25 protein-coding genes and 1 riboswitch are annotated in these 23,859 nt (G+C 60.5%); of the genes, 8 read left to right on the top strand and 17 right to left on the bottom strand.

The genetic code is table 11. From position 1 onward, the window contains the following. Positions 1-19: 19 nt before the first annotated feature. The 6 genes from scpC to FDQ92_RS05540 all read right to left on the bottom strand — a co-directional run bounded on the left by scpC (position 20) and on the right by FDQ92_RS05540 (position 5,657). Entirely contained in the window at positions 20-1,513 is a 1,494-nt protein-coding gene (gene scpC, locus FDQ92_RS05565) for a succinyl-CoA:acetate CoA-transferase ScpC (RefSeq protein WP_137423661.1), read from the bottom strand. 59 nt (positions 1,514-1,572) lie between these two features. Beyond that, entirely contained in the window at positions 1,573-2,682 is a 1,110-nt protein-coding gene (locus tag FDQ92_RS05560; RefSeq protein WP_137423660.1) for an AI-2E family transporter, read from the bottom strand. Between the two features lie 85 nt (positions 2,683-2,767). Then, positions 2,768-3,466, bottom strand: a complete 699-nt coding sequence (locus FDQ92_RS05555) for a lipid-binding SYLF domain-containing protein (protein ID WP_211341378.1) — start codon at positions 3,464-3,466, stop codon at positions 2,768-2,770. Between the two features lie 315 nt (positions 3,467-3,781). After that, positions 3,782-4,987, bottom strand: coding sequence for a citrate synthase (locus FDQ92_RS05550; RefSeq protein ID WP_211341377.1), 1,206 nt, complete (start codon positions 4,985-4,987; stop codon positions 3,782-3,784). After that, positions 4,932-5,324 (bottom strand): hypothetical protein, encoded by a 393-nt coding sequence (locus FDQ92_RS16165; RefSeq protein ID WP_342780361.1) that lies wholly within the window; start codon positions 5,322-5,324, stop codon positions 4,932-4,934. The genes FDQ92_RS05550 and FDQ92_RS16165 overlap by 56 nt, the downstream gene beginning before the upstream one ends. Positions 5,325-5,384: 60 nt before the next feature. Beyond that, complete coding sequence (locus tag FDQ92_RS05540) at positions 5,385-5,657, bottom strand: hypothetical protein (protein WP_137423659.1); 273 nt, start codon at positions 5,655-5,657, stop codon at positions 5,385-5,387. 346 nt (positions 5,658-6,003) lie between these two features. Between FDQ92_RS05540 and FDQ92_RS05535 the strand changes: the two genes are divergently transcribed. The 3 genes from FDQ92_RS05535 (at position 6,004) to FDQ92_RS05525 (ending at position 8,157) form a co-directional block, all read left to right on the top strand. Continuing rightward, positions 6,004-6,216, top strand: a complete 213-nt coding sequence (locus FDQ92_RS05535; RefSeq protein ID WP_137423658.1) for a DUF5683 domain-containing protein — start codon at positions 6,004-6,006, stop codon at positions 6,214-6,216. 305 nt (positions 6,217-6,521) lie between these two features. Further along, positions 6,522-7,004 (top strand): PaaI family thioesterase, encoded by a 483-nt coding sequence (locus FDQ92_RS05530; protein WP_137423657.1) that lies wholly within the window; start codon positions 6,522-6,524, stop codon positions 7,002-7,004. Positions 7,005-7,386: 382 nt separating this feature from the next. Continuing rightward, entirely contained in the window at positions 7,387-8,157 is a 771-nt protein-coding gene (locus FDQ92_RS05525; RefSeq protein WP_137423656.1) for a YdcF family protein, read from the top strand. A 113-nt stretch (positions 8,158-8,270) separates the two neighbouring features. On the opposite strand, the gene FDQ92_RS05520 is transcribed toward FDQ92_RS05525, so the two are convergent. The 4 genes from FDQ92_RS05520 to FDQ92_RS05505 all read right to left on the bottom strand — a co-directional run bounded on the left by FDQ92_RS05520 (position 8,271) and on the right by FDQ92_RS05505 (position 10,465). Then, positions 8,271-8,660: a DUF3106 domain-containing protein gene (locus tag FDQ92_RS05520; protein ID WP_246041909.1), complete on the bottom strand. Its 390-nt coding sequence runs from the start codon at positions 8,658-8,660 to the stop codon at positions 8,271-8,273. Between the two features lie 97 nt (positions 8,661-8,757). Next, the gene (locus tag FDQ92_RS05515; protein ID WP_137423654.1) at positions 8,758-9,342 is read right to left on the bottom strand and encodes an anti-sigma factor family protein; all 585 of its coding nucleotides are present in this window, start codon (positions 9,340-9,342) and stop codon (positions 8,758-8,760) included. Positions 9,343-9,362: 20 nt separating this feature from the next. Beyond that, positions 9,363-10,037 (bottom strand): RNA polymerase sigma factor, encoded by a 675-nt coding sequence (locus FDQ92_RS05510; RefSeq protein WP_137423653.1) that lies wholly within the window; start codon positions 10,035-10,037, stop codon positions 9,363-9,365. A gap of 68 nt (positions 10,038-10,105) precedes the next feature. Further along, positions 10,106-10,465 (bottom strand): hypothetical protein, encoded by a 360-nt coding sequence (locus FDQ92_RS05505; RefSeq protein ID WP_137423652.1) that lies wholly within the window; start codon positions 10,463-10,465, stop codon positions 10,106-10,108. Positions 10,466-10,631: 166 nt separating this feature from the next. Continuing rightward, positions 10,632-10,902: riboswitch (cobalamin riboswitch) on the top strand. A 192-nt stretch (positions 10,903-11,094) separates the two neighbouring features. On the opposite strand from FDQ92_RS05505, the gene FDQ92_RS05500 reads away from it, so the two are divergent. The 4 genes from FDQ92_RS05500 to FDQ92_RS05485 all read left to right on the top strand — a co-directional run bounded on the left by FDQ92_RS05500 (position 11,095) and on the right by FDQ92_RS05485 (position 16,125). After that, positions 11,095-13,092: a TonB-dependent receptor plug domain-containing protein gene (locus FDQ92_RS05500; RefSeq protein WP_137423651.1), complete on the top strand. Its 1,998-nt coding sequence runs from the start codon at positions 11,095-11,097 to the stop codon at positions 13,090-13,092. Positions 13,093-13,103: 11 nt separating this feature from the next. Next, positions 13,104-14,042 carry an ABC transporter substrate-binding protein gene (locus FDQ92_RS05495; protein ID WP_137423650.1) on the top strand — a complete coding sequence of 313 codons (939 nt, stop codon included), beginning with the start codon at positions 13,104-13,106 and terminating at the stop codon, positions 14,040-14,042. Positions 14,043-14,308: 266 nt separating this feature from the next. Then, positions 14,309-15,319 carry a FecCD family ABC transporter permease gene (locus FDQ92_RS05490; RefSeq protein WP_137423649.1) on the top strand — a complete coding sequence of 337 codons (1,011 nt, stop codon included), beginning with the start codon at positions 14,309-14,311 and terminating at the stop codon, positions 15,317-15,319. Next, entirely contained in the window at positions 15,316-16,125 is an 810-nt protein-coding gene (locus tag FDQ92_RS05485; RefSeq protein ID WP_137423648.1) for an ABC transporter ATP-binding protein, read from the top strand. The genes FDQ92_RS05490 and FDQ92_RS05485 overlap by 4 nt, the downstream gene beginning before the upstream one ends. A 90-nt stretch (positions 16,126-16,215) precedes the next feature. Here FDQ92_RS05485 and FDQ92_RS05480 read toward each other — a convergent pair whose 3' ends face one another. The 4 genes from FDQ92_RS05480 to FDQ92_RS15185 all read right to left on the bottom strand — a co-directional run bounded on the left by FDQ92_RS05480 (position 16,216) and on the right by FDQ92_RS15185 (position 18,704). Then, complete coding sequence (locus FDQ92_RS05480; RefSeq protein WP_137423647.1) at positions 16,216-16,989, bottom strand: ABC transporter permease; 774 nt, start codon at positions 16,987-16,989, stop codon at positions 16,216-16,218. A gap of 6 nt (positions 16,990-16,995) precedes the next feature. Beyond that, entirely contained in the window at positions 16,996-17,754 is a 759-nt protein-coding gene (locus FDQ92_RS05475) for an ABC transporter ATP-binding protein (RefSeq protein WP_137423646.1), read from the bottom strand. Positions 17,755-17,827: 73 nt separating this feature from the next. Then, a complete protein-coding gene (locus FDQ92_RS05470) occupies positions 17,828-18,361 on the bottom strand; it encodes a hypothetical protein (protein ID WP_137423645.1) in 534 nt (177 codons plus the stop codon). Between the two features lie 115 nt (positions 18,362-18,476). Continuing rightward, positions 18,477-18,704 carry a transcriptional coactivator p15/PC4 family protein gene (locus tag FDQ92_RS15185; RefSeq protein ID WP_170180206.1) on the bottom strand — a complete coding sequence of 76 codons (228 nt, stop codon included), beginning with the start codon at positions 18,702-18,704 and terminating at the stop codon, positions 18,477-18,479. Between the two features lie 217 nt (positions 18,705-18,921). On the opposite strand from FDQ92_RS15185, the gene FDQ92_RS05460 reads away from it, so the two are divergent. Further along, positions 18,922-20,586 (top strand): single-stranded-DNA-specific exonuclease RecJ, encoded by a 1,665-nt coding sequence (locus FDQ92_RS05460; RefSeq protein WP_137423643.1) that lies wholly within the window; start codon positions 18,922-18,924, stop codon positions 20,584-20,586. A 441-nt stretch (positions 20,587-21,027) separates the two neighbouring features. Here the strand turns inward: FDQ92_RS05460 and FDQ92_RS05455 are convergent, their stop codons facing one another. The 3 genes from FDQ92_RS05455 to FDQ92_RS05445 form a co-directional block, all read right to left on the bottom strand. Next, a complete protein-coding gene (locus tag FDQ92_RS05455; RefSeq protein WP_137423642.1) occupies positions 21,028-22,050 on the bottom strand; it encodes an RluA family pseudouridine synthase in 1,023 nt (340 codons plus the stop codon). A 16-nt stretch (positions 22,051-22,066) separates the two neighbouring features. After that, on the bottom strand, positions 22,067-23,101 hold the full coding sequence (locus FDQ92_RS05450) for a PIN/TRAM domain-containing protein (RefSeq protein WP_137423641.1): 1,035 nt from the start codon (positions 23,099-23,101) through the stop codon (positions 22,067-22,069). A 117-nt stretch (positions 23,102-23,218) separates the two neighbouring features. Next, the gene (locus FDQ92_RS05445) at positions 23,219-23,698 is read right to left on the bottom strand and encodes a CarD family transcriptional regulator (protein ID WP_137423640.1); all 480 of its coding nucleotides are present in this window, start codon (positions 23,696-23,698) and stop codon (positions 23,219-23,221) included. Positions 23,699-23,859 lie beyond the last annotated feature (161 nt).

The following is a 23,859-nucleotide window of genomic DNA, read 5'->3' as shown; positions in this document are numbered from 1 at the left end:
CTTCATAGATGTCCTTTTCTCATCGAGGCCTCATGTCCCCCGTTTCCATGAAGCGCCGGTGCATGAAAAAGGCGTCTTCCAGAACGTGCGGTTCGTGGCCGCCGCGTTCTTTCAGTGCTCGTTGAAAATAGTCCCAGAGCATGTCGCGGTAGTCCGGGTGAGCGCATCGCCGAATGATCTGTTCGGCCGTCTGGCGCGGAGTCAGTGAACGAGTATCCACCAGGCCGTTTTCGGTCACCACGACATCGACCGAATGTTCCGAATGATCCACGTGCGTCACCATGGGAACGATGGCCGAAATGCGTCCTTCCTTGGCGGTGCTCGGGGTGACGATAAAAGAAACGGCCCCGTTGCGCAAGAAGTCTCCGGAACCGCCGATGCCGTTCATGAGGTGGGTGCCCATGACGTGGGTGGAATTCACCTGGCCGTAGATGTCCACTTCGATGGCGGTGTTGATGGCGAGCACGCCCAGGCGCCGGATCACCTCCGGAGAGTTGGAAATTTCCACCGGGCGCAGGACGATCTTTTCCCGGTAGCGGTAGATTTCGTTGAAAAACCGGCGGCGCGCCTTGTCGGAAAGAGTGAGCGACGAACCCGACGCCGCCCGCACCTTGCCGATATCGATGAGGTCGAGAACGCTGTCCTGCAGGACTTCCGAGTAGATTTCGATTTCCTGGAAAAAATCGTCTTCCAGGAAACCGGCGAGCACGGCGTTGGCCACATCGCCTACGCCCGACTGCCAGGGGAGCGTTGGTGAAAGGCGGTCTTTGCGGATTTCATGGCGGACGAAATCCAGGATCTGTTCCGCAATCCGACGGGAAACCTCGTCCGGTTCATGAAAGATGGGATAGCGATCCTGTTCCCGGCTGAAGAGAATGGCCTCGACCCGATTCGGGTCCAGTTCGATGAACGGCTTTCCGATCCGGTCCGCCGCCCGGTAGATGGGAATGGGCATCCGATACGGGGGGTCTTCCGGGATGAAGATGTCGTGGAGCCCCTGGAGTTCGATCGGTAGGTCGGAAATCTCTATAATGATGCGCCGCCCTTCCCGGACGTAGGTCGGGGTGTTTCCGACCGACATGGTGGGAATCAGGTGGCCCTTTTCGGTGATGCACACTGCTTCCACCACGGCCACATCCGCGGTTCCCAAGTTCCCGGCCCGAACTTGTTCGGAAAGACTAGACAGATGGTCGTCCTTGAAATAAATGTCCCCTCGGTTGATCTTTTCGCGCATGATCCGGTCGCTCATGTAGGGACGTCGCCATGCCAGTACGCCGGCTTCCGCCAGGATACCGTCCACGGTGTCTTCCGTGGACGCCCCCGCGAAAAGATTGATCTTGAATCGTTCACCAGCCCTGGCCCGCCGGGCCAGTTCCTGAGGGATCAGCTTGGGATAGCCGGCGGTGAAGCCTGAGATGAAAAGATTGGTGCCATCCTGGATGCACTGAGCCGCACTCACCGCATCGGTGATCTTTCCCCGAAGCGGCAGGTAGCGGATCCGTTCAATGGGCATGGATCGATCCTCCTTGACGGGTTTCGGGAAGAAGCCGCTTGCGGGCCCGAACGACCGGCCTACTCCCGGGCGGCCGTGGCTTCCACCGTTTCAATCCGTTTCTCGTCCCCTATGGTTTCTTCATCAGCGTCCTTCGGCCAGGCCGTGATCACCGCCTGAACGAGCGTGGCTAGCGGAATCGCGAAGAAAACGCCCCAGAATCCCCACAAGCCGCCGAACACCAGGATGGCCACGATGATGGCTACGGGATGCAGGTTGGTCACCTCGGAAAACAAAAGTGTGGCCAAGACGTTACCGTCCAGGATCTGGATCACGGTGTAGGCGGTCACCGCCCAGGCGAACTGGGAACTCCAACCCCATTGAAAATAGGCGATGAGGGCCACCGGGACCATCATGGCCGTCGCGCCGATGTAGGGGATGAGAACGGACAGGCCGACGAAAAGGCCGAGAAGCAGGGCGAATTCCAGGCCGAGCAGCGTGAAGGCCAGGGTGCTCACCGACCAGAGGATCAGGATCTCCCAGACTTTCCCACGCACATAATTGCCGATCTGGCGGTCCACTTCCCGCCAGACCTGAGACGCCAGCTGCCGGTCCCTGGGAAGAAAGCGGCCGAACCAGCGAAGAATGCGCTCCTTGTCCTTCAGGAAAAAAAAGACCATGAGAGGCACCAGGAACAGATAGACCAGCATTGAGATGATCCCCATGACCGACGCCGCCGAATAGGACAGGACCTTCTGTCCCAGCTGACCGATCTCCGAACGGATGAGGTTCGTGAGGTCCGTAACCTGCTGCTCCGAGATGAATTCGGGGAAACGCTCGGGAAGATGAAGGAGCTGTCCCTGAACCCAGAGGATGATCGACGGCAGCTGAACGAACAGCTGCTGGAGTTGGTCGAATACCAGAGGAAGAAGCAAAAACAGAGCGAAGAGGCATGATAAGATGAAGAGCAAGAACACCAGGACCACCGCAACAAGGCGTGGGACCCTGCGGCGCTGCAGGATCCCTACCAGCCCTTCTAAAAGGTACGCGATGACGACGCTCGCCAGCACCGGGGTGAGCATGCCGCCGAGGAGGTAGACTCCCAGGAAGCCGGAGCTCAGCAGGAGGACCAGGATCACGACCTGGGGATTGCTCAAGTGCCGCTGAAACCATTCGCGAACAAGCTGCATGGATGTCCGTTTTCAAAAGAACGTGGTCGCGCCGCAATGAGACCGCTCCGCATCTCACCAAGGCATCCCCGATCGGCTCCGGCCTCTATCGAGCGAGTCGCGCCAGTGTGCTGAGCAACTTGTCGGCATGGGGGTTGTTCACCTTCCTGAGAAGCAGGATGTCCACCGGCTTGACGGGCTTTCCGTAATACTGCTCGTTCCAGTCGTCTCGGGCTGCGATCACGGTGCCGTCCAGCGACAGGCCGGCGAAGGCTCCCCTGGATCGGGAAAAGGAAAGAAAATCCGCGCTCAGATTGTGCGGGGTCGCTCCTTCCACCCCCAGCCCGACGGGACCAACGGCCACCGTCGCATCGCCTCCCAGCTTGAACGTGGAAGAGTACAGGGCGTCGATTCCCGACGGGGTCATCACCATGAGGATCACTTCCGAGGCGTGAGCCCCGATTTGCAGCCCGATACTGGCGGACCCCAGCGTGTAAAAGGCCGGAGGACTCCATGTGCCCGTACGTTCATCGCGGACGGATACAACGCCGCTTCCTCCGGCACCGCCGACGATGAAGGCGCCCTTCAGAATCTGCGGGACGATGAGCACGGCCCGCGCTTCCTTCAGGTGGTCGCGAAGCCAGGTGCAGTTCGGGTTGGTGACGAAACTTTCGAGGGTGATCTGGGCCCGTTCGACCAGCTCTTCGGGTTTTGAAATGTCGCCGCGGGCTTCACTCAGGTGAAGGATCCCAACGACGGCCATCGCGATGATCCACAGTCCGTGAAAGCGTGATTTTCTTTTCATCGAGGGCTCCTGTGACATGAGGGGTTCATGGCAAGATGTTTTTTGGGTTGAAGTTTAGAGCTTGTCCAAAAACAAGCCCATGCTCGTCGGGCACTGAGGTTCCTTGTTCCTGTAAGAGCGGCCTTGCCCGCGATGCAAACCATCTCCAGGATTGTAAGATGTTAAAAGTCTCGGGAAATTCCACCTTGTTCCCAAGCTCCAGCTTGGGAACACAACTGTGCAGAAGCTCCAACTTCGTAACATCTCAATAACTGGAGATACACCGTCTGGAACATCAACAGAAAGAGGATTCGGCCCGGGCCCGGATGTCTTCTTTCAGGCGGAAGGGACTCCCGCCGCCTGTTCCCGTTCTTCGGGCGGTACGTAGGTGCAGCCGACGAGGCCGCAGTAATCGCCGACGTATTCGGCCGTGGGCCGGTACAGCATGGGTTTTTCCTGAGCCTCGGCGAATTTTTCTTCAATGATGTGGGCGCACCACCCGGCGATGCGCGACAGCGCGAAGATGGCCGTCATGAGATCCGCCGGAATTCCCATCACATGGTAGACCGAAGCGCTGTAAAAATCCACGTTGGGCTTGATGTCCTTCTTGCCTCGTTTTTCCAGTTCCTCCAGGGCTACTTCCTCGATGGTTTTCGAGATGCGCCACCACTGGGGTTGACCGGTTTCTTCGCCGAGTCGCGCCGAGATTTCTTTCAAAATATTGGCCCGGGGGTCGGTGGTCTTGTAGACGGCGTGTCCCATACCCATGATCCGTTCTTTCCGATCCAGTCGTCCCCGCACCCAGCCCGCAACGTCGTCCACGTTTTCCAACGATTTCAACATCTCCATGACCCGGGCGTTGGCGCCTCCGTGCAGCTCTCCCGACAGCGCCCCCACGCCGGCGGCCACCCCGGCGTACATGTGCGCGCGGGTTGAAACCACTTCACGGCATGCGAATGTGGACGCGTTGAACGTATGGTCGGCGTGCAGCACCAGGCAGACATCCAGGGCCCTGGCCATGGATGCGCTCGGATTTTCACCGTGGAGCATCCAGAGGAAATTGGCGGCATGACCAAGAGACGGGTTTGGGTCGAAGATGTCCTTGCCCTTTCGGATGCGATCCCAGGCGGCGATTACGACGGGAAGGCGGGCGATGAGCCGAACCGCCTTCCGGACGTTTCCGTCGCGGGTTTCATCGCGGAGGTCCGGGTCGGCCATAGCCAAAAGAGGCACCGTCGCCTGGAGCACGTCCATGGGGTGCGCGTTGGAGGGGAGAAGCCTCAAGGTTTCCAGGACGAAAGCGGGGACCCGCCGAGCCTGAACAACCTGCCTTTGGAAAGCCTCGGCCTCCGATTTGTCCGGCAGACGGCCCATGAGGAGCAAAAAGGCGGTTTCCATGAAGTTGGAGCTCTTCGCCAGGTCTTCAATGCGAAAACCGCGGTAGATCAGGATGCCCTTCTCGCCGTCGATGAAGCTGATTTTCGTGTCAGCCACCGCCAGTCCGCGAAGCCCCATGTTCTTGATTCGCACCGGTTGTTCCATCGAAACCTCCTTGGCGTTTTCCCGTTTCGAGAAGCGTTTTTCCGGGGACTCCGAACCGTCCCATGTGCGCCTGATGGCTGATCCCGTTCCCGGGAGGGTTGAAATAGATGCCGAACTTGGCGCACGCCGACTGCGGGTAACGGTGGTCGTCTACGTTCTTGCTGTCGGTTTGCAGCAGGTTGTCATCGACGTACTGCGCGCACTGTTCGGCCCGCACTCGATCGATCCCCAAGGCTTCAAATTCGAGCATGGCCGGGGCGCCGGCGGTGTCCTGAAGCAGCGTGCGATCGATCCGGATGCGGATTTCCTGGCCCTGAACCGGGCGGCCCTCTACCATGTGAGATTCTATGATTTTCTGCGCGACGTTCTTTCGGATCGGTTCCTCCAGTGACGGCTGTCATATACAAGCGGAGCCTTCTTTCGCTTGTCCTATGATAGTTTCCGCAGCCTCGAAAGCCAATGCTTCCCAAAAAAGTTGCGGAAATTCGAACCCTTTGGTACGTTGCGCTGTACTAGTTTTTGGCAGGAGCAAAATCTTGTCGGTGTGTGCACGCTTTTCCCCGAGCATGTCCAGGTCATCGCCCGAAAAGATTCCAACATCAATCTCACAGCGGACCTGAAAGGCAAGAAGGTGGGGCGGCGGGCCCGTCGGCGTCATCCTTGTTTTCATCTTCGCTGCCATCGACCTGGGTGGAAGCACTGAGGGGGGTTCGCTGCCGTGCCGTGGTGTGTCAGAAGGTCTCCCCGTTCGCTCACTGGGAGTCGATCCTCCGGTCCATGTGGCCTGACTGGATTCTGCAGAAAGATTTTCACGGCTGCGAACGCCAGGACCTCCGCTGCTGCGGCTAGGAGAAGAGCCGGACGGGCGGCGCGACGGTGGGTATCAAGCCCTTCCGTGCGTGGAAAATCGTCCTCGGCGAACGCACCCTGGCCCTGTGGAAACGGAAGGGGCTGGAACATCGGCCGCGGCCGCCCGCTCCCAAGAAACACGGAGGACAGATGGAAAAGGATGGACCATGACCAGGAAAGGCAATGCAGCGGTATTGAGCCTCGTTCTCCCGGGGCTTGGGCAGTTCTACAACGGTCACTTTCTCCGGGGAGTCTTCTGGCTCATCGTGACGCCCGGCTTGTGGATCGGGAGCGGCGGGACGCTCGGATGGATCTGCCACATCATCGCGGCGGTCACGGCATATCGGAAGGCCGAAGAGCTTGAAAGTGTCCGAGGGTAAAAGGGTACCCGAAGGCGCCGCGGCGGGCGCCGCCAGGGTCGGCCGCAGAGCGGGCTTTCACCTGTCCCACCGTATTTTGGCGAAAACCAAACAGCACAGAAAGCTGGTACGCCGCGCCCACTGCTGCGGGCTGTCCGCACGCTACAATCACTCACCTTTTGATTACTGCGAATCAGGTCGGTCGGTGATGTGGTTGTATTAAAATTATCTACAATGTGAGGGGTGGGCTCGGCGGGGCTTTGCTTTTTGCATTTCAGCGAGTCGATGAAGTTCCATATCGATGGGAGGAAGGAGGACGGGTGATCATGGCGGAAAAGGCTTTCCAGGACTACTATCCTGATGAACTGAGCCATTGCTACGGCTGCGGCCGGTTGAACGAACACGGACTTCAGCTGAAGAGCTACTGGGACGGGGATGAAACGGTTGCGGTGTTTCATCCTCGGCCCTACCATATGGCCATCCCCGGCGTTGTTTACGGCGGGCTCATCGCCTCGGTCATCGACTGCCACGGGACGGGATCGGCTTCAGCCGCCGCCTACCGGGCGGCCGGGCGGGAAATGGGAACCGATCCGGGTTTTCGCTTCGTGACGGCATCGCTTCGCGTGGACTTCCTGCGCCCGACTCCTCTCGGAGTCCCGCTGGAAGTCCGGGGGCGGATCCGGGAGGTCAAGGAGCGAAAGGTGGTCGTTGCCGTGACGGTCCGTGCCGGGGGCGAGGAGTGCGCCCGCGGGGAGGTGGTCGCCGTGCGGATGCCTGAGCACATGATGCCCGGGCGGACGACGGCATGATGCGGTGTTTCCTTGAGCAGCCGGCAGGGCCTGCCCAAAAACAAGCTCATGAAAGTCGGGCCCTGATGAGGTTCCTTGTTCCTGTAGGAGCGGCCTTGGCCGCGATAGCCGGCAAGTAGGGGCGCAGCGCGGCTGCGCCCCTACAGGGCATGAATCGCTCCTTAAGTGCCGTTCGCGAACCGCCCCTACGCGAAAAAACGGTCACTCAATCCTCAGAAGGGTGAAGGGTGTTCTCAGACAGCCTCGTAGGGATTGCCTGCAATGCAAGGCTATGACGTGACGGGGCGTCCAGAGCCGCCGCCGACTCCATGGAAGAACGTCAGGCGGTGCGAGCTTCGAGGATGACCCGTGAACAAGAGCACGCAGCGGAGATCGAAGCCCGATGTACCTGCTATCGCAGCTGTTGAGCCACCTGATCCTGCCGCCGGGGCTGTTCATCCTTCTCCTGCTGGCGGCCGGGGTGCTCCTTCACCTCGATCGGCGGAAGGCTTCCGGCCTGCTGCTCGGCGTCGCCACCCTGGGGCTCTACCTGCTTTCCGTTTCGCCCGTGAAAGACCTCCTCCTGCAGCCTCTCGAAAATGCCTATCCGTATCCCGACGGGGACAAACTGCACTGCGACGCGATCGTGATTCACGGCGGAGGGTTGGGAGCGCGGGATCCGTCGGCAAACGGCCTTCCCTCTCTCAAAGGGTGGTCGCTTCGGCGAATGCATGCCGGAGCGGCCCTGGCGAAACGTTTTGAAGGAGCGGTGGTCATCCTGGCGGGAGGCCAGGGGCGAGACAAAACGGTTCCACCGGAATCTCACGTACTGGCCGAGTACCTGAAAACGGCCGGTATCCGCCCTGATCGCCTCGTTACGGAAGATCAGAGCCGAAACACCCGTGAAAATGTCCTCTTCGTTCGATCGCTGCTGGATGGTCTGCGGGTTTCGAACGTGTGCGTAGTCACGTCTGCGTTTCATCTGCCCAGAACCATGGCCCTCTATGAGCGCCTCGGCCTGGACGTAACGCCGATCCCCTGCGACATCATGACCGGAAGCGCTCCCCCAAGCCCCTGGGACTGGCTTCCCACCATGGCCGGCTTGCGTGGGAGTGCGCTCGCGCTTCACGAGTACCTGGGACTGGTCTACTATCGCCTTCGAGGATGGATCTGAGAGGGAAGGATCTCAAAGGGATTCCATGAGATCAGCGCCCATCCGCTGATGGCTCGGCGGAACGGGTGGGCAAACGATACGCCGGAGAAGCGTCCCTTGCGAACACGATCCGGCTACTTGCCGAAACGCTTGCGGATGGCGTCGCGTTCCGCGGGAGTGAGTTCTTCCCAGCGCTTTAGGTTGTTTTCGATTCGGCGTCGTTCTTCCGGCGGCAGTTGGCGCCACTGGCGATGGCGTTCCTCGTAGAGTTTCCGCTCGTCGGGAGGCATGCTCCGATACTGGTCCATCCGTCGGCGAAGAAGTTCTTTTTTTTCCGGAGGGAGAGACTGCCATTCTTTATAACGTTTCTGAAGGTTCTGCTTTTCCTCAGCCGAAGGGTTGCCGTTCGTCCGGGGATCGTTCCCGCGGTTTCGGCCGGCATACGTTTTCTCCCAATCGACATGCCGAGTTCCGTGCGCGTGTGACGATGCAAGGGCCTGATGCCTTCCTGCCAGGTCCCTCATCGAAGCGCCGGCTGACGCTGCACCGAACAGCGCGAAAAGCAACGTGAACAGGATCCCCGTAGCGACTGTCCTGCTCGCGTTTGTCGGATCAAGGCACTCAAGCATGGCCGCTCCCTCCATCGTGCCGTCGCATACCCTGGAAATGGAATTCGGATTCCCGCGGTTCTGAACCTCCCCCGTTGCCGGCCTTGTCCACGATATTGACCAGCTTTTGAATGGTTTCCATCTCTTTCAGCAGTTCCAGATTTTCAACGATTTCACGGTCCTGGTTTTCCGGAAGCGATTCCTGGGCTACTTTCGACCACCGTGACAGGTCGGCAAAACGATCCTTCATCGTGTAGCCCAAAAACCCGCTCAGCACAAGGATCAGACCCGCTGCTGCAAACGCCGGCCGAAAGATGGCCCGGGTCCAATAGCCTTGCCGTTTGAAAGTCGCCGCCCGCCGCTCATCTTGAAGTCGCTGTTTCACCGAGGCCGCCATCTGCGCGGATTCCGCCGGAGTGAGTTCAGGCGGTGTTCCCGCCGATCGGATTTCAGTCAAGATGCGGGCCAGCCGTTCCCGTTCCCGGAAGCAGCCCGGGCAACTCTGGAGGTGGGCCTCCCAATTCCGACGTTCCTCGGAATTCAGTTCGCCGAAAACATCCAGGATCAGTCTCTGTTCGTGGTCTTTGCAAGCTCCCATGGGAACCCTCCCGTTCACTCTCAATTGTCCCAGCCTGCAAGCTGATGGCGGAGGGTCCGCATCGCCCGGAACAGGTGACTCTTGACCGTGCCCTCCGCCATGCCTGTCGCCGCGGCGATTTCAGGAATGGTCATTTCTTCGAAAACCTTGAGTTGAAAAACGGTTCGCTGCCTTTGTGAAAGGCCCTTCAAGGCGGACACGACGTCCCGTTTAAGTTCCCGGTTCAAGAGGTCGTCAGCCGGATTGCTCCCGTCTTCCGGAACCGGCCAGTCCCGTTCGCAGGCGCCGTCGCCTTCCTCATCCCGCCCGAAGGGCCACCAGGAAAAGAAAAACCGCGAACGCCGCGCCTTGCGCCGCCTTTGGAGGAGGCAGGTGTTCACCACGATTCGATGAAGCCAGGTGGCAAACGATGAACGGCCTTCAAACTGCCCGATCTTACGGAACACCTGGACGAAGGCGTCCTGGGCGGCGTCCATGGCTTCCTCCCGGTCGAAATCGCACAGGCGATAGGCGGTGGCGAAGACCGTCGCCTGGTGGAGGAATACCAGTTCCTCGATGGCCTTCAAGTCACCGTCCCGGGCCCGCCGGACCAGTTCCTTTTCGTCCGGAAACCCGGGAAGCGACCCGCCGGGACCGACCGTTGAGGATGGATTCGAATCGCCCTGCCAGGCCGGGCAGTCTTTGCCGTCCCTCACAACACCGCCTTTTTGTGCAAGCCCAGAGGCCGCGTCTCCTGGGGATCATGTGACCGCATGAGTCGGCGCTACCAGCGGCCGCCGGTCTTGAATATCAGCGACCAGCCCGGGTCGGAAAAAGCGCTTCCGAGGAAGTAGCCTCCGGATCGCCGGTAGCAGTGGTCACAATGATCATGGTAGTGCACGTGACGCCTGCAGGGCGCATCGGAGTAATAATGCCGGTGTTCCACTACGACCCGCCCTCGCCCACAGGCGTCGCCGCGCACGAAATGCGGCGGCCCGTAGCCCGGATGGCCCTTTCCCCAGGTTTTTGCTCCATAATGATAATGGTTCACGATCACACGGTTTCTGTCGGCCAAAGCTGAATCCGCTGTAATGGCGAGTAGGAACGTCGCCAACACAACACTGAGAAACGTCTTCACCTTCATGATCCGCCTCCTGTAGCCAAAGGTTCACTTTTTAATTCATTAGATGACGGATCGTCGCAAAACGTTTACGTGGAATCGAAACATAACATCTCATTATTGAGATGTTACCTCGAATCGAAACCGATGACGGTAGGCACAAGCCTTGACAACCGATAGAGCATCTTGGTAGGAACCAATCGTTGCAGGTGCCGAAAGGTTCAAGAGGGAATCCCGTGCAAATCGGGAACGGGCCCGCCGCTGTGATCGGGGACGAAGGCTGCAGGAAGGCCACTGGCGGGCGCTTGACCGCTTAAGAGCTCACTCGGCGGAGCGCACCCTTTGGAATACCACGGTGCGTTTCGAAGTTCGAGGGGGTTGGAGGTTGGGCGCCCGGTGGGAAGGCGCAGCCGGTAGGAGAATCCGAGAGTCAGAAAACCTGCCTGCAACAAACTGCCGGCCGCGTCTTCGCGGTGAGGACCGGCGGCTGGGCGAAAACCGTTGGGTGAAACGGGCAACCCGGGTTCTTTGGGAACCCGGGTTTTTTTGTGGCGGCGTGTGCGAAAGTGGGCCCCCGTGCACGATCTTCCTTTTTTTGGGGAGAAGCGAAAAAAAACAGCTTCTTGCTTCGGTCCAACCAGAGAGGATCCGGCATGAGACGGTTCGCGGAGGGTTTTTTCGGGTTGGTTCTGTGGCTTCTTTTCATGGGTACCGCAACGGGCGGTGGAAACGGTGAGATGCCAGGAGAGCCGGTAGTTCTCGATGAGGTGGTGGTGACCGCCACACGGACGGAGACGCCGGCGCGTGAGGTCGGAGTTTCTCATGAGGTGATCACGAAGGAAGAGATCCAGGCACGGCAGGCGGCCGACGTGGCGGAAGTGCTCCAGGAAGTGGCGGGTTTCACATTGATGCGCACCGGGTCTCTGGGCTCGCAGACCGTGTTGTTTCCCCGTGGGGGCGAATCGAATCACACGCTGGTTCTGATCGACGGTGTGCAGGTGAATCTTGGAGGAGGCGATTTCTATTGGGAGACGCTCTCCACAGACAACATCGAAAGGGTGGAGGTGGTCCGGGGGCCGCAAAGCGCCCTTTATGGATCCGATGCTTTGGGAGGCGTGGTCCAAATTTTCACCCAGCCCGGAGTCGGCCCTGCGGCCTTGGAAGTCTCGACCAGCCACGGCATCCGATCCGATGAAGGGAATTACCTGGGGACCCAGCGCCTGCGCGTCTCCGGCGGCAAAGACGATATGGGGTTTTCGGCCGCCTACGGCCGGATCGATGACGAAGGCATCCTGGAGGTCAACAATGCCTTCGAAAATAACACGTTGAGTACGCGCTTCGACTTCTATCCTACAAGCGCTTGGGACGTGACCCTTACAGGAAGACTTGTGGACAGCCGTTACGAATATCCGACGGAAAGTGCGGGCGACAAGTTTTCGCCGCTGGACCCGCACCAGAATGAGCGCGAACTGGATACGGTGGTGGGGGTGTCATCGAAGGTGATGGCCGCATCCTGGTGGGAAAACGTCTTTTCCGTGGGTTACCATCGCAACCAACGCAAGATACGCGATCCGTTGGACTTGGGAGTGGATTTTGTGGATACTGCTTCCAAGAGCACGGAATCGCGCACGACCTTCGACTACCATGCGAATGTGTCCTGGGAGACGTCGGAGGCTTTCCGGACGGTCACCACCTTCGGTGCGGAATACGAGGGGGAAGACTATGATCAGGAAACCCGGGATTACGCAGTCACCCGTCTTAGAGCGGACCGCTCCAATACGGCAGGCTACGTGCAGGAACACGTTTCTTTCTGGGGGCGCCTGCACCTGACCGGCGGGGTCCGGTTTGAAGACAACACGGAATTCGGCGGTGAAGTGAGTCCTCGGGGGTCCGTGGCTTTGGATCTCCATGAGACCGGAACGCGGCTTCGATTTGCGGCGGGAAGGGGAATCAAGGAACCGACCTTCTATGAGAACTTTGCAGACGATCCGTGGACGCTCGGCAACCCGGACCTGGAGCCGGAAACGGCGACGTCCTGGGAAGTAGGGGTCGATCAATCCTGGTTGAAAGACCGGCTCAGCGTACACCTCACCTACTTCGATACGCGCTACGAAGACCTCATCGCTTACGTTCCCAGCCCTTTTCCGGCGCCCCCCGAAAGGCTTCCCAACTTCTTCAACGTTCAGGATGCGCGAAGCCGTGGGATTGAAGGCCAAGCGGAGTTTCGGCCCAGGGACGCCCTCGCGCTCGGACTTAACATCACCTTTCTCGATACCGAAGTGATCGACGACGGCGGTCTTGATTCGGTGGCCTTCACAGAAGACGAAGAGCTCCTTCGGCGCCCGGAGACCACGGTCTCCGGTTGGCTCGATTGGCGGTGGAAGCGGTTCAGAACGTTCGTGAAGGGTCTGTACGTGGGTTCCCGGGATGACGTGGACTACCGGGACTGGGCATCGCCCGAAAGAGTGCAGCTCAGCGATTACTTCCTCCTCGACACCGTGGTGTCCTGCCGGGTTCCGTGGGGTTTTACTCCCGAGGATTTGGAGGTATTCGTCAAGGGGTCGAACATCCTCGATGAGGATTATGAGGATGTATTCGGGTTTTCCACTCCCGGGGCTTCCTTCATGCTGGGCCTGTCCTTCAAACGGTGAAGAGTGTGGCGATGGAAAGCGATCGGCTGTTTCAAGGAAAAGGCCGCGGCGGAGCCATCGGCCGGTTATGGTTGTGGCTGCTTTGCGGGTGTTGCATCACGGCGGCTTCGGCCCAGGGGCAAGAGATCGTGGACCTGGTGGGCCGGCGCGTCCAGGTTCCCGACGATCCCCGCCGCATCGTGACGCTGGCGCCGGGGTTGACCGAAATGGTCTATGCCATCGGCCAGCAATGGCGCCTCAAGGGAGTGAGCCGGTTCAGCGACTATCCGCCGGCGGCCGAAGCCCTTCCCAAGGTGGGTTCTTATATTCATCCAGATCTGGAAAAGATCGTGGCTCTGAAGCCGGATCTTTGCCTGGCCGTAAAGGACGGCAACCCGAAGGAAGCCGTTTTGCGCCTGGAGGCTTTAGGGATTCCGGTCTATGCGGTTAATCCCAAGAGCCTGGAAGAGGTTATGGAAACGCTTCTGGCGCTGGGGCGGCTCTTCCACGCCGAGGCGCAGGCGGAAGAAGTGGTGGCTTCCATGAGGCGGCGGATCGAAGCCGTGGTGGAAAGGGTTTCGGCGGTGGAGGAACGTCCCCGCGTCTTCTTTCAGATCGGCCTTTCGCCCATCGTGTCCGTGGGATCCCAGACCTTCGCCCACGAACTGGTGACCCTCGCCGGAGGTCTGAACGTCACGGAAGGCCCCACCAGCTACCCGAGGCTCAGCGTGGAAGAGGTGATGGATCTTCGGCCTGACGTGATCGTCGTTTCGACCATGTCCCGGGGGTGTAGGTTCCAGGATATCGAAGCCCTCTGGAGACGCTGGAAGGGGATCCCCGCCGTGGCCGCGGACCGCATCGTACTCGTGGATTCGGATCTCTTCGACCGGCCTTCACCGCGGCTGGTGGAAGGGCTGGAGCGGCTGGCGGACATTCTCCATCCAGAGTTTCCCCTTTCCCCCTCCCCTTAATCCCCTCCCACAAGGGGAGGGGAATAGAATGGGTGCAGATCTTTTGCTTCTTGTTCCCAAGCTGGAACTTGGGAACGAGGGGAAAAATCCCCCTCTCCCTTGATGGGAGAGGGTTGGGGTGAGGGTGAGAAAATTAATGTATGTCAATCAGTTACATTCCCCTCCCCTTAATCCCCTCCCACAAGGGGAGGGGAAATAGAATTTGGCATCAAATATTAGGTCTATTATTTTCTACGCTACCAAGACCTTAACAGAGACAGGAAGGGATGGAAGCGTTCCGAGGCCATGTGGCGAAACGGATTTTCGGTGTAATCCTTGTGCTTTCGGCAGGGTTTTTGGGTGCCGCTCTTCTTGGGCTGTCGGTGGGTTCCACAGGCACCGATTTTCGGGTCGTGCTTCGATCCGTCGCGGGGATGAGCTCGCCGAACGCCACCCTCCAGACCATTATCTGGGAATTGCGATGGCCGCGGGTGCTCCTCGCCGGGCAAGTGGGGAGTGCACTGGCGGTGGGCGGGCTGGTCTTCCAGGCGCTCCTTCGGAACCCTCTGGCCGATCCCTACGTGCTGGGGATTTCCGGGGGGGCGGCCGTCGGCGCCATCCTCGGGATTCTGGCCGGGTTGTCCCAGTTTCCGGGCGTGAGCGCGGCGGCCTTCCTGGGAAGCATGGGAGCTCTGCTTGTTGTTCTGAGTATGGTTTCCGGAAAAGGGATCCTCCGCCGCGACGCACTCCTTCTTTCCGGGGTCATGGTGAATGCCTTCTGCTCGGCCGCCATCCTCTTTTTTGTTTCGAAAACACAGGATTCCAGGCTCCATGACATCCTTTTCTGGCTCATGGGGGACCTCGCCCGCGGGGATCTCGCCCACGCAGGGAGGCTCGCGATCATCCTTGCGCCCTGTCTTCTGGCCGTCTTCGCCCTGAGCCGCCCCATGAACCTCTTGCTCATGGGAACCGAGGCGGCGGAAGGCCTGGGGGTGGACGTCCGGCGGGTGAGCGCGTGGCTTCTTGGGGTCACGGCGGTCATGGTGAGTGCCGCCGTGTGCCGGAGCGGTCTTCTGGGGTTCGTGGGGCTGACCGTGCCGCATCTTCTTCGCCTTGTTCTGGGATCGGATCACCGAGTGCTGGTTCCGGCGTGTGCGCTGGGAGGAGGGGCCTACCTGGTTGCCTGTGACGCCTTGGCCCGCTGGATTCCCGAACAAGGGGAAATGCCGGTGGGCGTGGTGACGGCGCTCATCGGTGCGCCCCTTTTCATCATGCTTCTCAGAAGGACGATCCGATGAAAGCCGCAGTGACCGTGGAATCCCTCACCGTCGGCTACGGGAAGGAGACGGTCCTCCACGAACTGACGTTCCATGTGGAAGCGGGGGAGTTTTTCGTTGTCTGCGGTCCCAACGGTTCGGGAAAAAGCACGTTGCTCAAGGCCGTCGCCGGGCTGCTTCGGCCGTTGTCCGGTACGGTGCGCTTGTTCGGCCGGGACGTGGCATCCTTCGGAAAGCGCGAACTGGCCCGACTGGTCGCCCATGTGCCTCAGTTCGTACCCCTGGACTTCCCTTTTACCGTGGCGGAAGTGGTGCTCATGGGCCGGTCGCCTCACCTGGGGCTTTTCGGTCTGGAAGGAAAATCGGACATGGAAAAAGCCCGCGAAGCCATGGAACGCACCCGAGTGGGCCATTTGGAAACGCGGACTGTGGATCGGTTGAGCGGAGGAGAACGTCAGAGGGTCTTCCTGGCGCAGGCGCTGTGCCAGGAACCGCGGATCCTGCTTTTGGATGAACCGACGGCCGCTTTGGACCTTTCGCACCAGGTGAATTTCATGGATATTTTGGAAGACCTGAGAAGCGATCAAAACCTCACCATCGCCATGGTCTCCCACGACTTGAACCTGGCGGCCATGTACGGTGAGCGAGCCCTTCTCCTCAAGGCCGGAAGGGCTGTGGCTTCCGGACCGCCCGGGGAAATCTTCACCTTCGCGTCGCTTGAAGAAACCTACGGCTGCGTTGTTGTGGTGAGCGTCAATCCTCTGGGAGGGTTTCCGCAGGTGACGCCGGTGCCCCGCCGGTACCTGCGCGCAAAGGCCGGTCGATAAAGGCGGAGATCGGGTCGTCTCCCGAGCGTGAGAGGGAAGCGGTCCGGGAAGGGGTTCTCGCCTTTCGTTTTTGCGGGAAGGCGCCTCGGGTCAGAGGAGCAGGTTTTGCGCTTCGCCGAAGCAGCGTTTCCGGACGAGGTGCGCCACGAAGAGCGATCCGAGGGCGGTGGATCCCACCAGCATGAGCATCACCACGATCTGGTAGCGGATGGCCCCTAGCGGGTCGGCTCCGGCGAGGATCTGCCCTGTCATCATGCCGGGGATGAAGACCACGCCCACGCCCATCATGGCGTTGATGGACGGGATCATCCCTGCTTTCAGCGCATTTCGGAAGATGCCTGCACTGGCTTCCCGGTGGTCGGCTCCGAGTGCGAGCATCATTTCCACTTCGTCGCGCCGGGAGCGGAGGTCCGAGAACAGGCGTTCCAGGGTGAGGGCGATGGCGTTCATGGAGTTTCCGATGACCATACCGCCGAGCGGGATGAAATACCGGGGATGCCACCAGGGGTCAACGCCTACCACGACACGCGTCACCACGATGGTCACGACCAAGTAGCTGGCCATCATGGCCGCCAGCGTCGGCCGGAAAAACGGGACCGCCCTTTCTTTCACCCGTCCTCGGATGGTCCAAGCCGCGAAGGCGATCATGGCGGCGAAAAGGAGCAGCACCCAGAGGGGTCGGCGAAGGTTGAAGATGAGGGCCAAGGCGTAGCCCATGAGGAACAGCTGGAGAAACGTCCGGATCGTCCCCACCAGGAGGTCCCGTTCCAGGCGCAACCGATACAGTACCGAGGCGACGCCCGCGCCTAGGACGAAGAGCAGGGAGACGAGCAGGCGGCCGAAGCCGATGTCGACGGCATCCATGAGGGGTCACTCCTTCGCAGTGCAAGGATCCGCATCGGCACAAGGGACAAGCTTTCCGTCTTTCAGCGCCAGTACGTTGCGGTTGGGATGAACGATGGGAAAGGGCTGGTGGCTCACCAGAAGCATGGTGAGGGGTCGGCTTCGGCTGAGCTTTTCGATGACCGCCTGGACGGCGCTTCGGCTCTCTGCATCCAGGGCGCTGGCGGGCTCGTCGAGGAGGAGCACTTCGGGTTCGAGGAGCATGGTCCGGAGGAGGCACAGACGCTGTTTCTGGCCGATGGAAAGGGCGCTGGCCGGACGGTCCAGGGGGATGCCTTCCAGGAGGAAATCCCGGAGTCCGGCGTTCAGAACTGCTTCGGCCGGCGGCCGGATGCAAAGGTTGGCCTTGAAGGTGAAGGGCAACAGGAGGTTTTCGCGTACGGAGCCTTCCGTCACTACGGGGGTTTGCTGAAGGTAGCCGATGGCGCGGCGAAGGTCCGGGGGTGGGTAGGCTTCAAGGGGCAGGCCCTTGAACCGGATGGAACCTCGGTCGGGAATCTGAAGGCGGTTCAACAGTCGAAGCAGCGTGGATTTGCCGGCTCCGGAAGGTCCGCGGATTTCGACCAGGGATCCGGCTTCGACGACCAGGTCGATCCCCCGGAGGATCGGCCGGTTTCCAGGATAGGAGAACACGACGCCGCGGCATTCCAGGAAACCGGCCGCAGTGCTTTCCTGAGGACCTTTGAGGTCGTTCGGGGGGGGTTGCGGTTCGGGAGCGGTCGTCATCGGAGGGAATCCGGAACGCTTCAGGAGTTGAAGACCTTGCGGCCCTTGGAACGGGCGGCCTTTGCCGGCGTGGCTATTTTTTCCTGAGCACGAACACCTGCTTGACCGGGACTGCGGCGATTACTTCTTCCACATCCGCCAGTTGCTCCGGCCTGGCCTCAAGATCCTGCCAGTCGCCGAGCCGAGCCTCCTCGCTGTCCTTCAGCCGAAGCAGCGGCACCGTCTTCTTGGCCGGTCTTTTCCCTTCGTAAAGCACGTCGCTTTTCTCCTCAGGGCGGACGAACCGGCGCTCTACGGCGTACACGTCTTCGGCTTCGTAGAGGGCGGATCGAGCGTATTCCGAGGGATCGAAGGTTCTGAGCTTTCCGTCTTCCAGGATGAAAAGGCGGGTTGAAGATTCGGGAGCGGATTCTTTCGGGGGGTTTTTCGATTTCATGACGTAGTGCTCCTTGATTTTTCCTTCCTGAAGGAGAGCTTCCACCGCCTCACGGGGAACGTCCTCGGAAAACGCACGGCAGGGAGTCCGGCAGAGAAGGCAGCGCAGCCAAGGGACAAAGCAGTTCTCCTTCTTGCACCAGACGAACTGCGACTTGGAGGTTCTGGTCACGACAAGGCGTTCCTAGCGTCCGTGGCACAGGGGTCCCCGATCCGAAGAGCCTGTCCGTGTTGGACCGGCAGCGGTTCGACCGTCCGGCGGGATGCCTCTTTATAAACCGCCGGGATCACTCTTGGAAGGTTTCTGCCAGCTTGCGAACTGCTTCCTCGAGATCGGGGAGGAGTTCGGGTGAAAGCGTCACCCCCTTCTTGGAAGGGTGATATTCTCCGTCGTCGCCCTTGTAGAAGGTGCGGATGTCGATGTACTGGCGCCCGCGGAAGACGTTGACCGAAACACGGATTTCTTCCAGGGTGTTTTTGGGGAACGAATGAATCAGCTGGTTTTCTTTGCTCATGGAGTCTTCCCTTTCTCGGTGGCCGGATTTGGAGACACCGCCTAAAAAAGCTTTCGGGGCTTCACTTGTCAATGCCTTTCCATTACCATCGGCTGAAATCGCCGCTCCGGAAGTCGTGAACCGCGGCGGCCCTCGAGGTAGGATGATCCATTGTCGGTACCGTTTGAATAGAAGTTGAGAAGAAAGCGGCTCATGCCATCGCCGCGGAACGGAGAACATGATTCGGCGTCAGTGGACGGTGCAATGCGAAGAGGTTCCTTCCACGGTGGAGGAGGTTATCGCGCTTCTTCTCCGAAACCGCGGGCTGACCCCCGAGTCGTTTCTCGGCCTTGAACTGCCGGACCTGGAACGTTACCTGCGTATCCGCGGTCTGGACGAAGCGGCTCGGATCATGGCCCGCCACCTTTCGAACGGACATCATCTGGTGTTGGCGGGAGACTACGACTGCGACGGGGTCACCGCCACGGCCCAGATGAGCCTTTTTCTCAAGGATATCGGCTACGATCATTTCGCGGTGGTGATTCCCACGCGGGAAAATGGGTACGGGGTGCCGCTTCGGGCGGTCACCGGCCATCCCGGGGCCCGGCTCCTGGTGGCCATGGACTGCGGATCACTGGATGTGGAGACGGTGGCGGCGGCCCGTGCGCGCGGAATGGATGTGATCGTCCTGGATCATCACGAGGTGACAGCCGACGGGACGGCTCCGGCGACCGTTCTGGTGAACCCCAAGCACGCCGGTTGCCCTTCCGCCTTCAAGGAATTTTGTGCTTCCGGGCTGGTGCTTCTTTTTCTTACTCGGCTCAGGAAGGCCTTGGAAGACCGGTGGCCGAGGCCGGTCCTCAACGGGCGCTATCTGGCGCTTTCCGCCGTGGGAACCATCGCGGACATGGTTCCGCTGATCGAAGGCAACCGAATCATCGCCGCCGAAGGGCTTCGGGCCATCAACCGGGGGGTATCCCTTCCGATCGAGCAAATCCGAGGAGTCTCCGGCCTGGTGGGCCGAAAGCTCACGGCGGGCCATGTGGGTTTCTACCTGGCTCCGCGGCTGAACGCCGCCGGGCGCGTAGCGGACCCTCTGACGGCCTACCGCCTGCTGGTGGAAAACGACCGGGGGCGGGCGGCGGGCCTGTCCCGGGATCTGAACCTGCTCAACCTGCGGCGCCAGCAGGAGGAAGTCCGAATCCTCGAGGAGGTTCGGCGGCGGCTCAACGGGCGGCCGCCGGAAACCCGCACACTGGTCGTGGGAGATTCCCGCTGGCCGCCGGGACTTGTGGGCATTGTCGCCTCCAGAATTCAGCAAGAACTGCATTACGGCCCCGTGGTGGTGCTTTCCATAGACAGCCGCGAGGGGACCGCCCGGGGTTCGGTGAGAAGCGTTTCCGGCTTCGATGTGCACGAGGCCCTGGGTCTCTGCGGTGACCTCCTTGCCCGCTGGGGAGGCCACAAGATGGCGGCGGGCCTGACCGTGGCCGTCGACCGGATCGAGGCGTTCGCCGACCGTTTTGAAGCCGTGGCGCAATCGGCGGATCCCGAGGTTTTCGTGCCGCGCGGTCGGATCGATCTGCCGCTGGATCCGGAGCTCGTCACGACGGAACTTTACGAAGCGATCCAGGAGCTGGAACCCCACGGTGTGGGGAACCCGGCGCCGGTCTTTGTCAGCAAGGGCGTAGACGTCCAGGTTCAGCGGATCTTTGGAAAGAACGGCGAACACCTGAACCTGTTGGTGGGAGATTCGGTTCCCGCGGTCTGGTGGAACGGGGCGGCCTCGTTGCCGGCGGGCAGGACGATACGCGGCGACGTGGTCTTCCAGGTCGATTGGGACGCCTTCCGGCAGCGGGTCGCCTTGGACGTCAAGGCGGTGCTCCAGTCTCCAGGCCCTTGAACGGGGGATGGACGGGGCCTTCTGGTTCGGGCCGTGCGGAGCTCCGGCGTTCCTGGGAGGGCGACCCATTGTGGGAGCGGCGCCCTCGCTGCGATCGGGATCGCCGGCAAGTAGGGGCGCAGGGCCGCTGCGCCCCTACAGGACATGAGTCGCTCCTTCCACCTTGTTCCCAAGCTGGAGCTTGGGAACACAGGTGTGCAGAAGCTCCAGCTTCGATTCCCATGAGGCCGTGACTGATCCCCTCGTTCCTAAGCCGGAGCCTGGGAACAAGGGGTAAAATCCCCCCTCTCCCCCCTCCCCTTAATCCCCTCCCACAAGGGGAGGGGAAATAGAATTCCACCTTGTTCCCAAGCTGGAGCTTGGGAACGAGGGGAAACCGCCCCTACGCGAAAAACGGATACCCAATCCCCGGAAGGGTGAAGGGCATTCTCAGACAACCTCTTAGCGGGGCCGAATTTCGTCGGGCGGCGGTTCGAGGCCGTCCAGCTGCGCCAGCACGTCCGCGAAATCCGGTGGCAGGGGGGCCGTAAATGCCAAAGGGATGCGGGTCACGGGGTGAGTGAATGCCAGGCGCCATGCGTGCAGCATCTGGCGTTGGATCTTTAGCACAACTTCCCGGAGCGTCTGAGATTGAACCGCCCTGGCCCGCCGTTTTCCCCCGCCGTAGACGGCGTCTCCCACCACCGGATGCTGCAGGTGGCTGAGGTGCACCCGGATCTGGTGGGTCCTTCCAGTTTGGATCACCACCCGAAGCAGCGTCAACTCATCCTGCCAGCTCCGCTCCACCGTCCATCGCGTGACGGCGTCTCTCCCGCGTCCTCGTTCGATCACGGCCATCCGCTTTCGATCCCTGGGATGGCGTCCCACGAGCGTGCGAATCTCTCCGGAGCCTTCGCGGAATCTGCCGTAGGTCAGGGCGAGGTATTCCTTTTCCACCTGGTGCTCCTTGAAGTGGCGGACCAACTGCAGGTAGGAGGCGTTCGTCTTGGCGATCACCAGGGCGCCGGAGGTATACTGATCCAGCCGGTGCACGATCCCCGGGCGAAGTGGAGAGCCTTGCTGCGCGAGCTCCGGGCAGTGGGCCAGCAGGCCGTGAACCAGGGTACCTTCCCGGTGGCCGGCGCCCGGATGGACCACCATGCCCGGTGCCTTGTTCACCACCAGGATGTGCGCGTCTTCATGGAGAATCTGGAGCGGCAGCGATTCGGGAACCGGCCGGTTGTCGGGTTCAGGCTCGGGGAACCAAACTTCGATGAGGTCCCCTTCCTTCACCCCGTAGCGGGGTTTCGCCGGTCCGCCCGCTACCCGGACTCGACCTTCCAGGATCAGGGTCTTGAAGCGGCTTCGAGAATGGTCCGGACTCCTGGAGGCGAGAAACTGATCCAGGCGCTGGCCTGCCTGGCCCGACGGGACCCGCACCACCCAGTCCGGTTCAGACCGCAGTTCCATCCGTTGTCCGAACACGTCTCAGCGCTCCCGGTCAGTGCCGCCTTCCGGATTCGGAGCCCTTGAGGGTCGTGAAAATCATGCGCCCCGCCGTCGTCTGGAGAATGCTCGTGACGGAAACCTCCACTTCCTGTCCCAGGAGTCGACTCGCGTTCTCCACGACCACCATGGTGCCGTCTTCCAGGTAGGCGATGCCCTGACCTTGCTCTTTTCCTTCTTTAAGAATCTGCAGGCGGAGCACTTCACCGGGAAGGACCACCGGCCTCAGGGCGTTGGCGAGCTGATTGATGTTCAGGACCCGGATCCCCTGAACTTCGGCCACCTTGGCCAGGTTGAAATCGTTGGTCACGATATGGGCGTTCATGCGCAGGGCCAAGGCCACGATCTTCGCGTCCACTTCGCTCAGGTTCTCGAAATCCTGCCGCTCGATACGAACCGGAGCCAGGCCTTCCTCCTGGATGCGTTTGAGGATGTCCAGTCCGCGCCGGCCTCTCACCCGCCGCGTAGCATCGTTGCTGTCCGCAATGCGCTGCAGTTCCTGCAGGACGAATTCGGGCACCACCAGAGTGCCTTCCAGAAAACCGGCTTCCACGATGTCGGCGATGCGCCCGTCGATGATGACGCTGGTATCCAGGATCTTGGCCGACGAGGTGCGCGCTGAAATCCTCCCGAGCCACGGCCAGGACGGCCAGCCCAGTTCCTCGATCTTGACACTGCCGAGCACCATGCCCACGTACCCGAAGATGCAGCTCAAAACCACGTAGGTCGCCACCCGGATGGTGGTGTTTTCCACCCCGGTGAAGCCGAAGCTGATCAGTTTCGCAATGGAAAGCCCCACCAAGAGCCCGATGGTTCCGCCGAAAAGAATCTTGATATGAATGCGTCGTATAAGCTTGACCAGAAAAAGGGCGACCAAGGCAAAAGAAAAGCCCACCAGGACTCCGCCCCAAGGGGCCCAAGGGTAGAATGAAAGTGCCTCCAACTGCTCGGCGATGAGGTAGCCGCCGAGGCTGCAGATGACAATGAGAAGAATCTTGACGATGAGTCCGGCCCAAGCCAAACGATTCACCTCCTTTCCTTGCGGTCCCCGGGCGACGACGCCGTGGCGTCATGGATCGCTTTCCCGGCGGTCGGCACGGGAGCCGTTCTCGGCGGCCGGCAAAAAAGGTGCGGGCACCGAACGATGTTACTGCAGAATGTCGTCGATTTCCTCGGAAATCTGCTCTTCTTCAACACCGCGCGTGACGGACAGTTCCTTGATCAAAAGATTACGCGCGGTTTCGAGCATCTTTCGCTCGCCGAAGGACAGTTCCTTGTCTTCCTTGAGGACGGTCAGGTCGCGGAGGACTTCCGCAAGTTCATAGATGGAGCCCGTTTTGATTTTTTCCATGTATTCGCGATATCGGCGGTTCCATGTCCCGCTGTTGACCGAAATCTCGCGACTCTTCAGGATTTCGTAAACATCCGAAATGTCTCCGGGGGCGATCAGGGGCCGAAGCCCCACGGTATCAGCATTCTGCACGGGAATCATGATCTTCATGTCGTTTTCGAAAATGCGCACGATATAAAAATCCTGGCGATTTCCGCCGATCTTCTTCGATTCGATGGATTCGATGCGCCCTACCCCGTGGGCGGGATAAACCGCCAAGTCACCAACTTTGAACATCACGACCTCCTGCCTCGTGACACGATGCCCTTCACTGTCGCGCGCTCCGACGCGGGGCCCTCGCGGTCGCCCTCCCGCCGGCCGGCGATGATGGTGATTTCATCGATGAAGATCGAGACAGCTCCGGCACCCGAAAAGGCCCGTAGCGAATACGACTTGCC

The sequence above is a fragment of the Desulfoglaeba alkanexedens ALDC genome (assembly GCF_005377625.1).
GTDB classification, from domain to species: domain Bacteria; phylum Desulfobacterota; class Syntrophobacteria; order Syntrophobacterales; family DSM-9756; genus Desulfoglaeba; species Desulfoglaeba alkanexedens.
This window is presented reverse-complemented; position numbering and strand designations above follow the sequence as displayed.

Bases quoted from the DNA above. Each gene is read 5' to 3' on its own strand.
- FDQ92_RS05555 (WP_211341378.1), bottom strand. From the start codon at position 3,466: ATGAAAAGAAAATCACGCTTTCACGGACTGTGGATCATCGCGATGGCC.
- FDQ92_RS05525 (WP_137423656.1), top strand. From the start codon at position 7,387: ATGTACCTGCTATCGCAGCTGTTGAGCCACCTGATCCTGCCGCCGGGG.
- FDQ92_RS05560 (WP_137423660.1), bottom strand. From the start codon at position 2,682: ATGCAGCTTGTTCGCGAATGGTTTCAGCGGCACTTGAGCAATCCCCAG.
- FDQ92_RS05520 (WP_246041909.1), bottom strand. From the start codon at position 8,660: ATGAGGGACCTGGCAGGAAGGCATCAGGCCCTTGCATCGTCACACGCG.
- FDQ92_RS15185 (WP_170180206.1), bottom strand. From the start codon at position 18,704: ATGAGCAAAGAAAACCAGCTGATTCATTCGTTCCCCAAAAACACCCTG.
- FDQ92_RS05500 (WP_137423651.1), top strand. From the start codon at position 11,095: ATGAGACGGTTCGCGGAGGGTTTTTTCGGGTTGGTTCTGTGGCTTCTT.
- FDQ92_RS05535 (WP_137423658.1), top strand. From the start codon at position 6,004: ATGACCAGGAAAGGCAATGCAGCGGTATTGAGCCTCGTTCTCCCGGGG.
- FDQ92_RS05485 (WP_137423648.1), top strand. From the start codon at position 15,316: ATGAAAGCCGCAGTGACCGTGGAATCCCTCACCGTCGGCTACGGGAAG.
- FDQ92_RS05480 (WP_137423647.1), bottom strand. From the start codon at position 16,989: ATGGATGCCGTCGACATCGGCTTCGGCCGCCTGCTCGTCTCCCTGCTC.
- FDQ92_RS05505 (WP_137423652.1), bottom strand. From the start codon at position 10,465: ATGAAGGTGAAGACGTTTCTCAGTGTTGTGTTGGCGACGTTCCTACTC.
- FDQ92_RS05495 (WP_137423650.1), top strand. From the start codon at position 13,104: ATGGAAAGCGATCGGCTGTTTCAAGGAAAAGGCCGCGGCGGAGCCATC.
- scpC (WP_137423661.1), bottom strand. From the start codon at position 1,513: ATGCCCATTGAACGGATCCGCTACCTGCCGCTTCGGGGAAAGATCACC.
- FDQ92_RS05460 (WP_137423643.1), top strand. From the start codon at position 18,922: ATGATTCGGCGTCAGTGGACGGTGCAATGCGAAGAGGTTCCTTCCACG.
- FDQ92_RS16165 (WP_342780361.1), bottom strand. From the start codon at position 5,324: ATGGTAGAGGGCCGCCCGGTTCAGGGCCAGGAAATCCGCATCCGGATC.
- FDQ92_RS05475 (WP_137423646.1), bottom strand. From the start codon at position 17,754: ATGACGACCGCTCCCGAACCGCAACCCCCCCCGAACGACCTCAAAGGT.
- FDQ92_RS05490 (WP_137423649.1), top strand. From the start codon at position 14,309: ATGGAAGCGTTCCGAGGCCATGTGGCGAAACGGATTTTCGGTGTAATC.
- FDQ92_RS05540 (WP_137423659.1), bottom strand. From the start codon at position 5,657: ATGAAAACAAGGATGACGCCGACGGGCCCGCCGCCCCACCTTCTTGCC.
- FDQ92_RS05445 (WP_137423640.1), bottom strand. From the start codon at position 23,698: ATGTTCAAAGTTGGTGACTTGGCGGTTTATCCCGCCCACGGGGTAGGG.
- FDQ92_RS05530 (WP_137423657.1), top strand. From the start codon at position 6,522: ATGGCGGAAAAGGCTTTCCAGGACTACTATCCTGATGAACTGAGCCAT.
- FDQ92_RS05515 (WP_137423654.1), bottom strand. From the start codon at position 9,342: ATGGGAGCTTGCAAAGACCACGAACAGAGACTGATCCTGGATGTTTTC.
- FDQ92_RS05550 (WP_211341377.1), bottom strand. From the start codon at position 4,987: ATGGAACAACCGGTGCGAATCAAGAACATGGGGCTTCGCGGACTGGCG.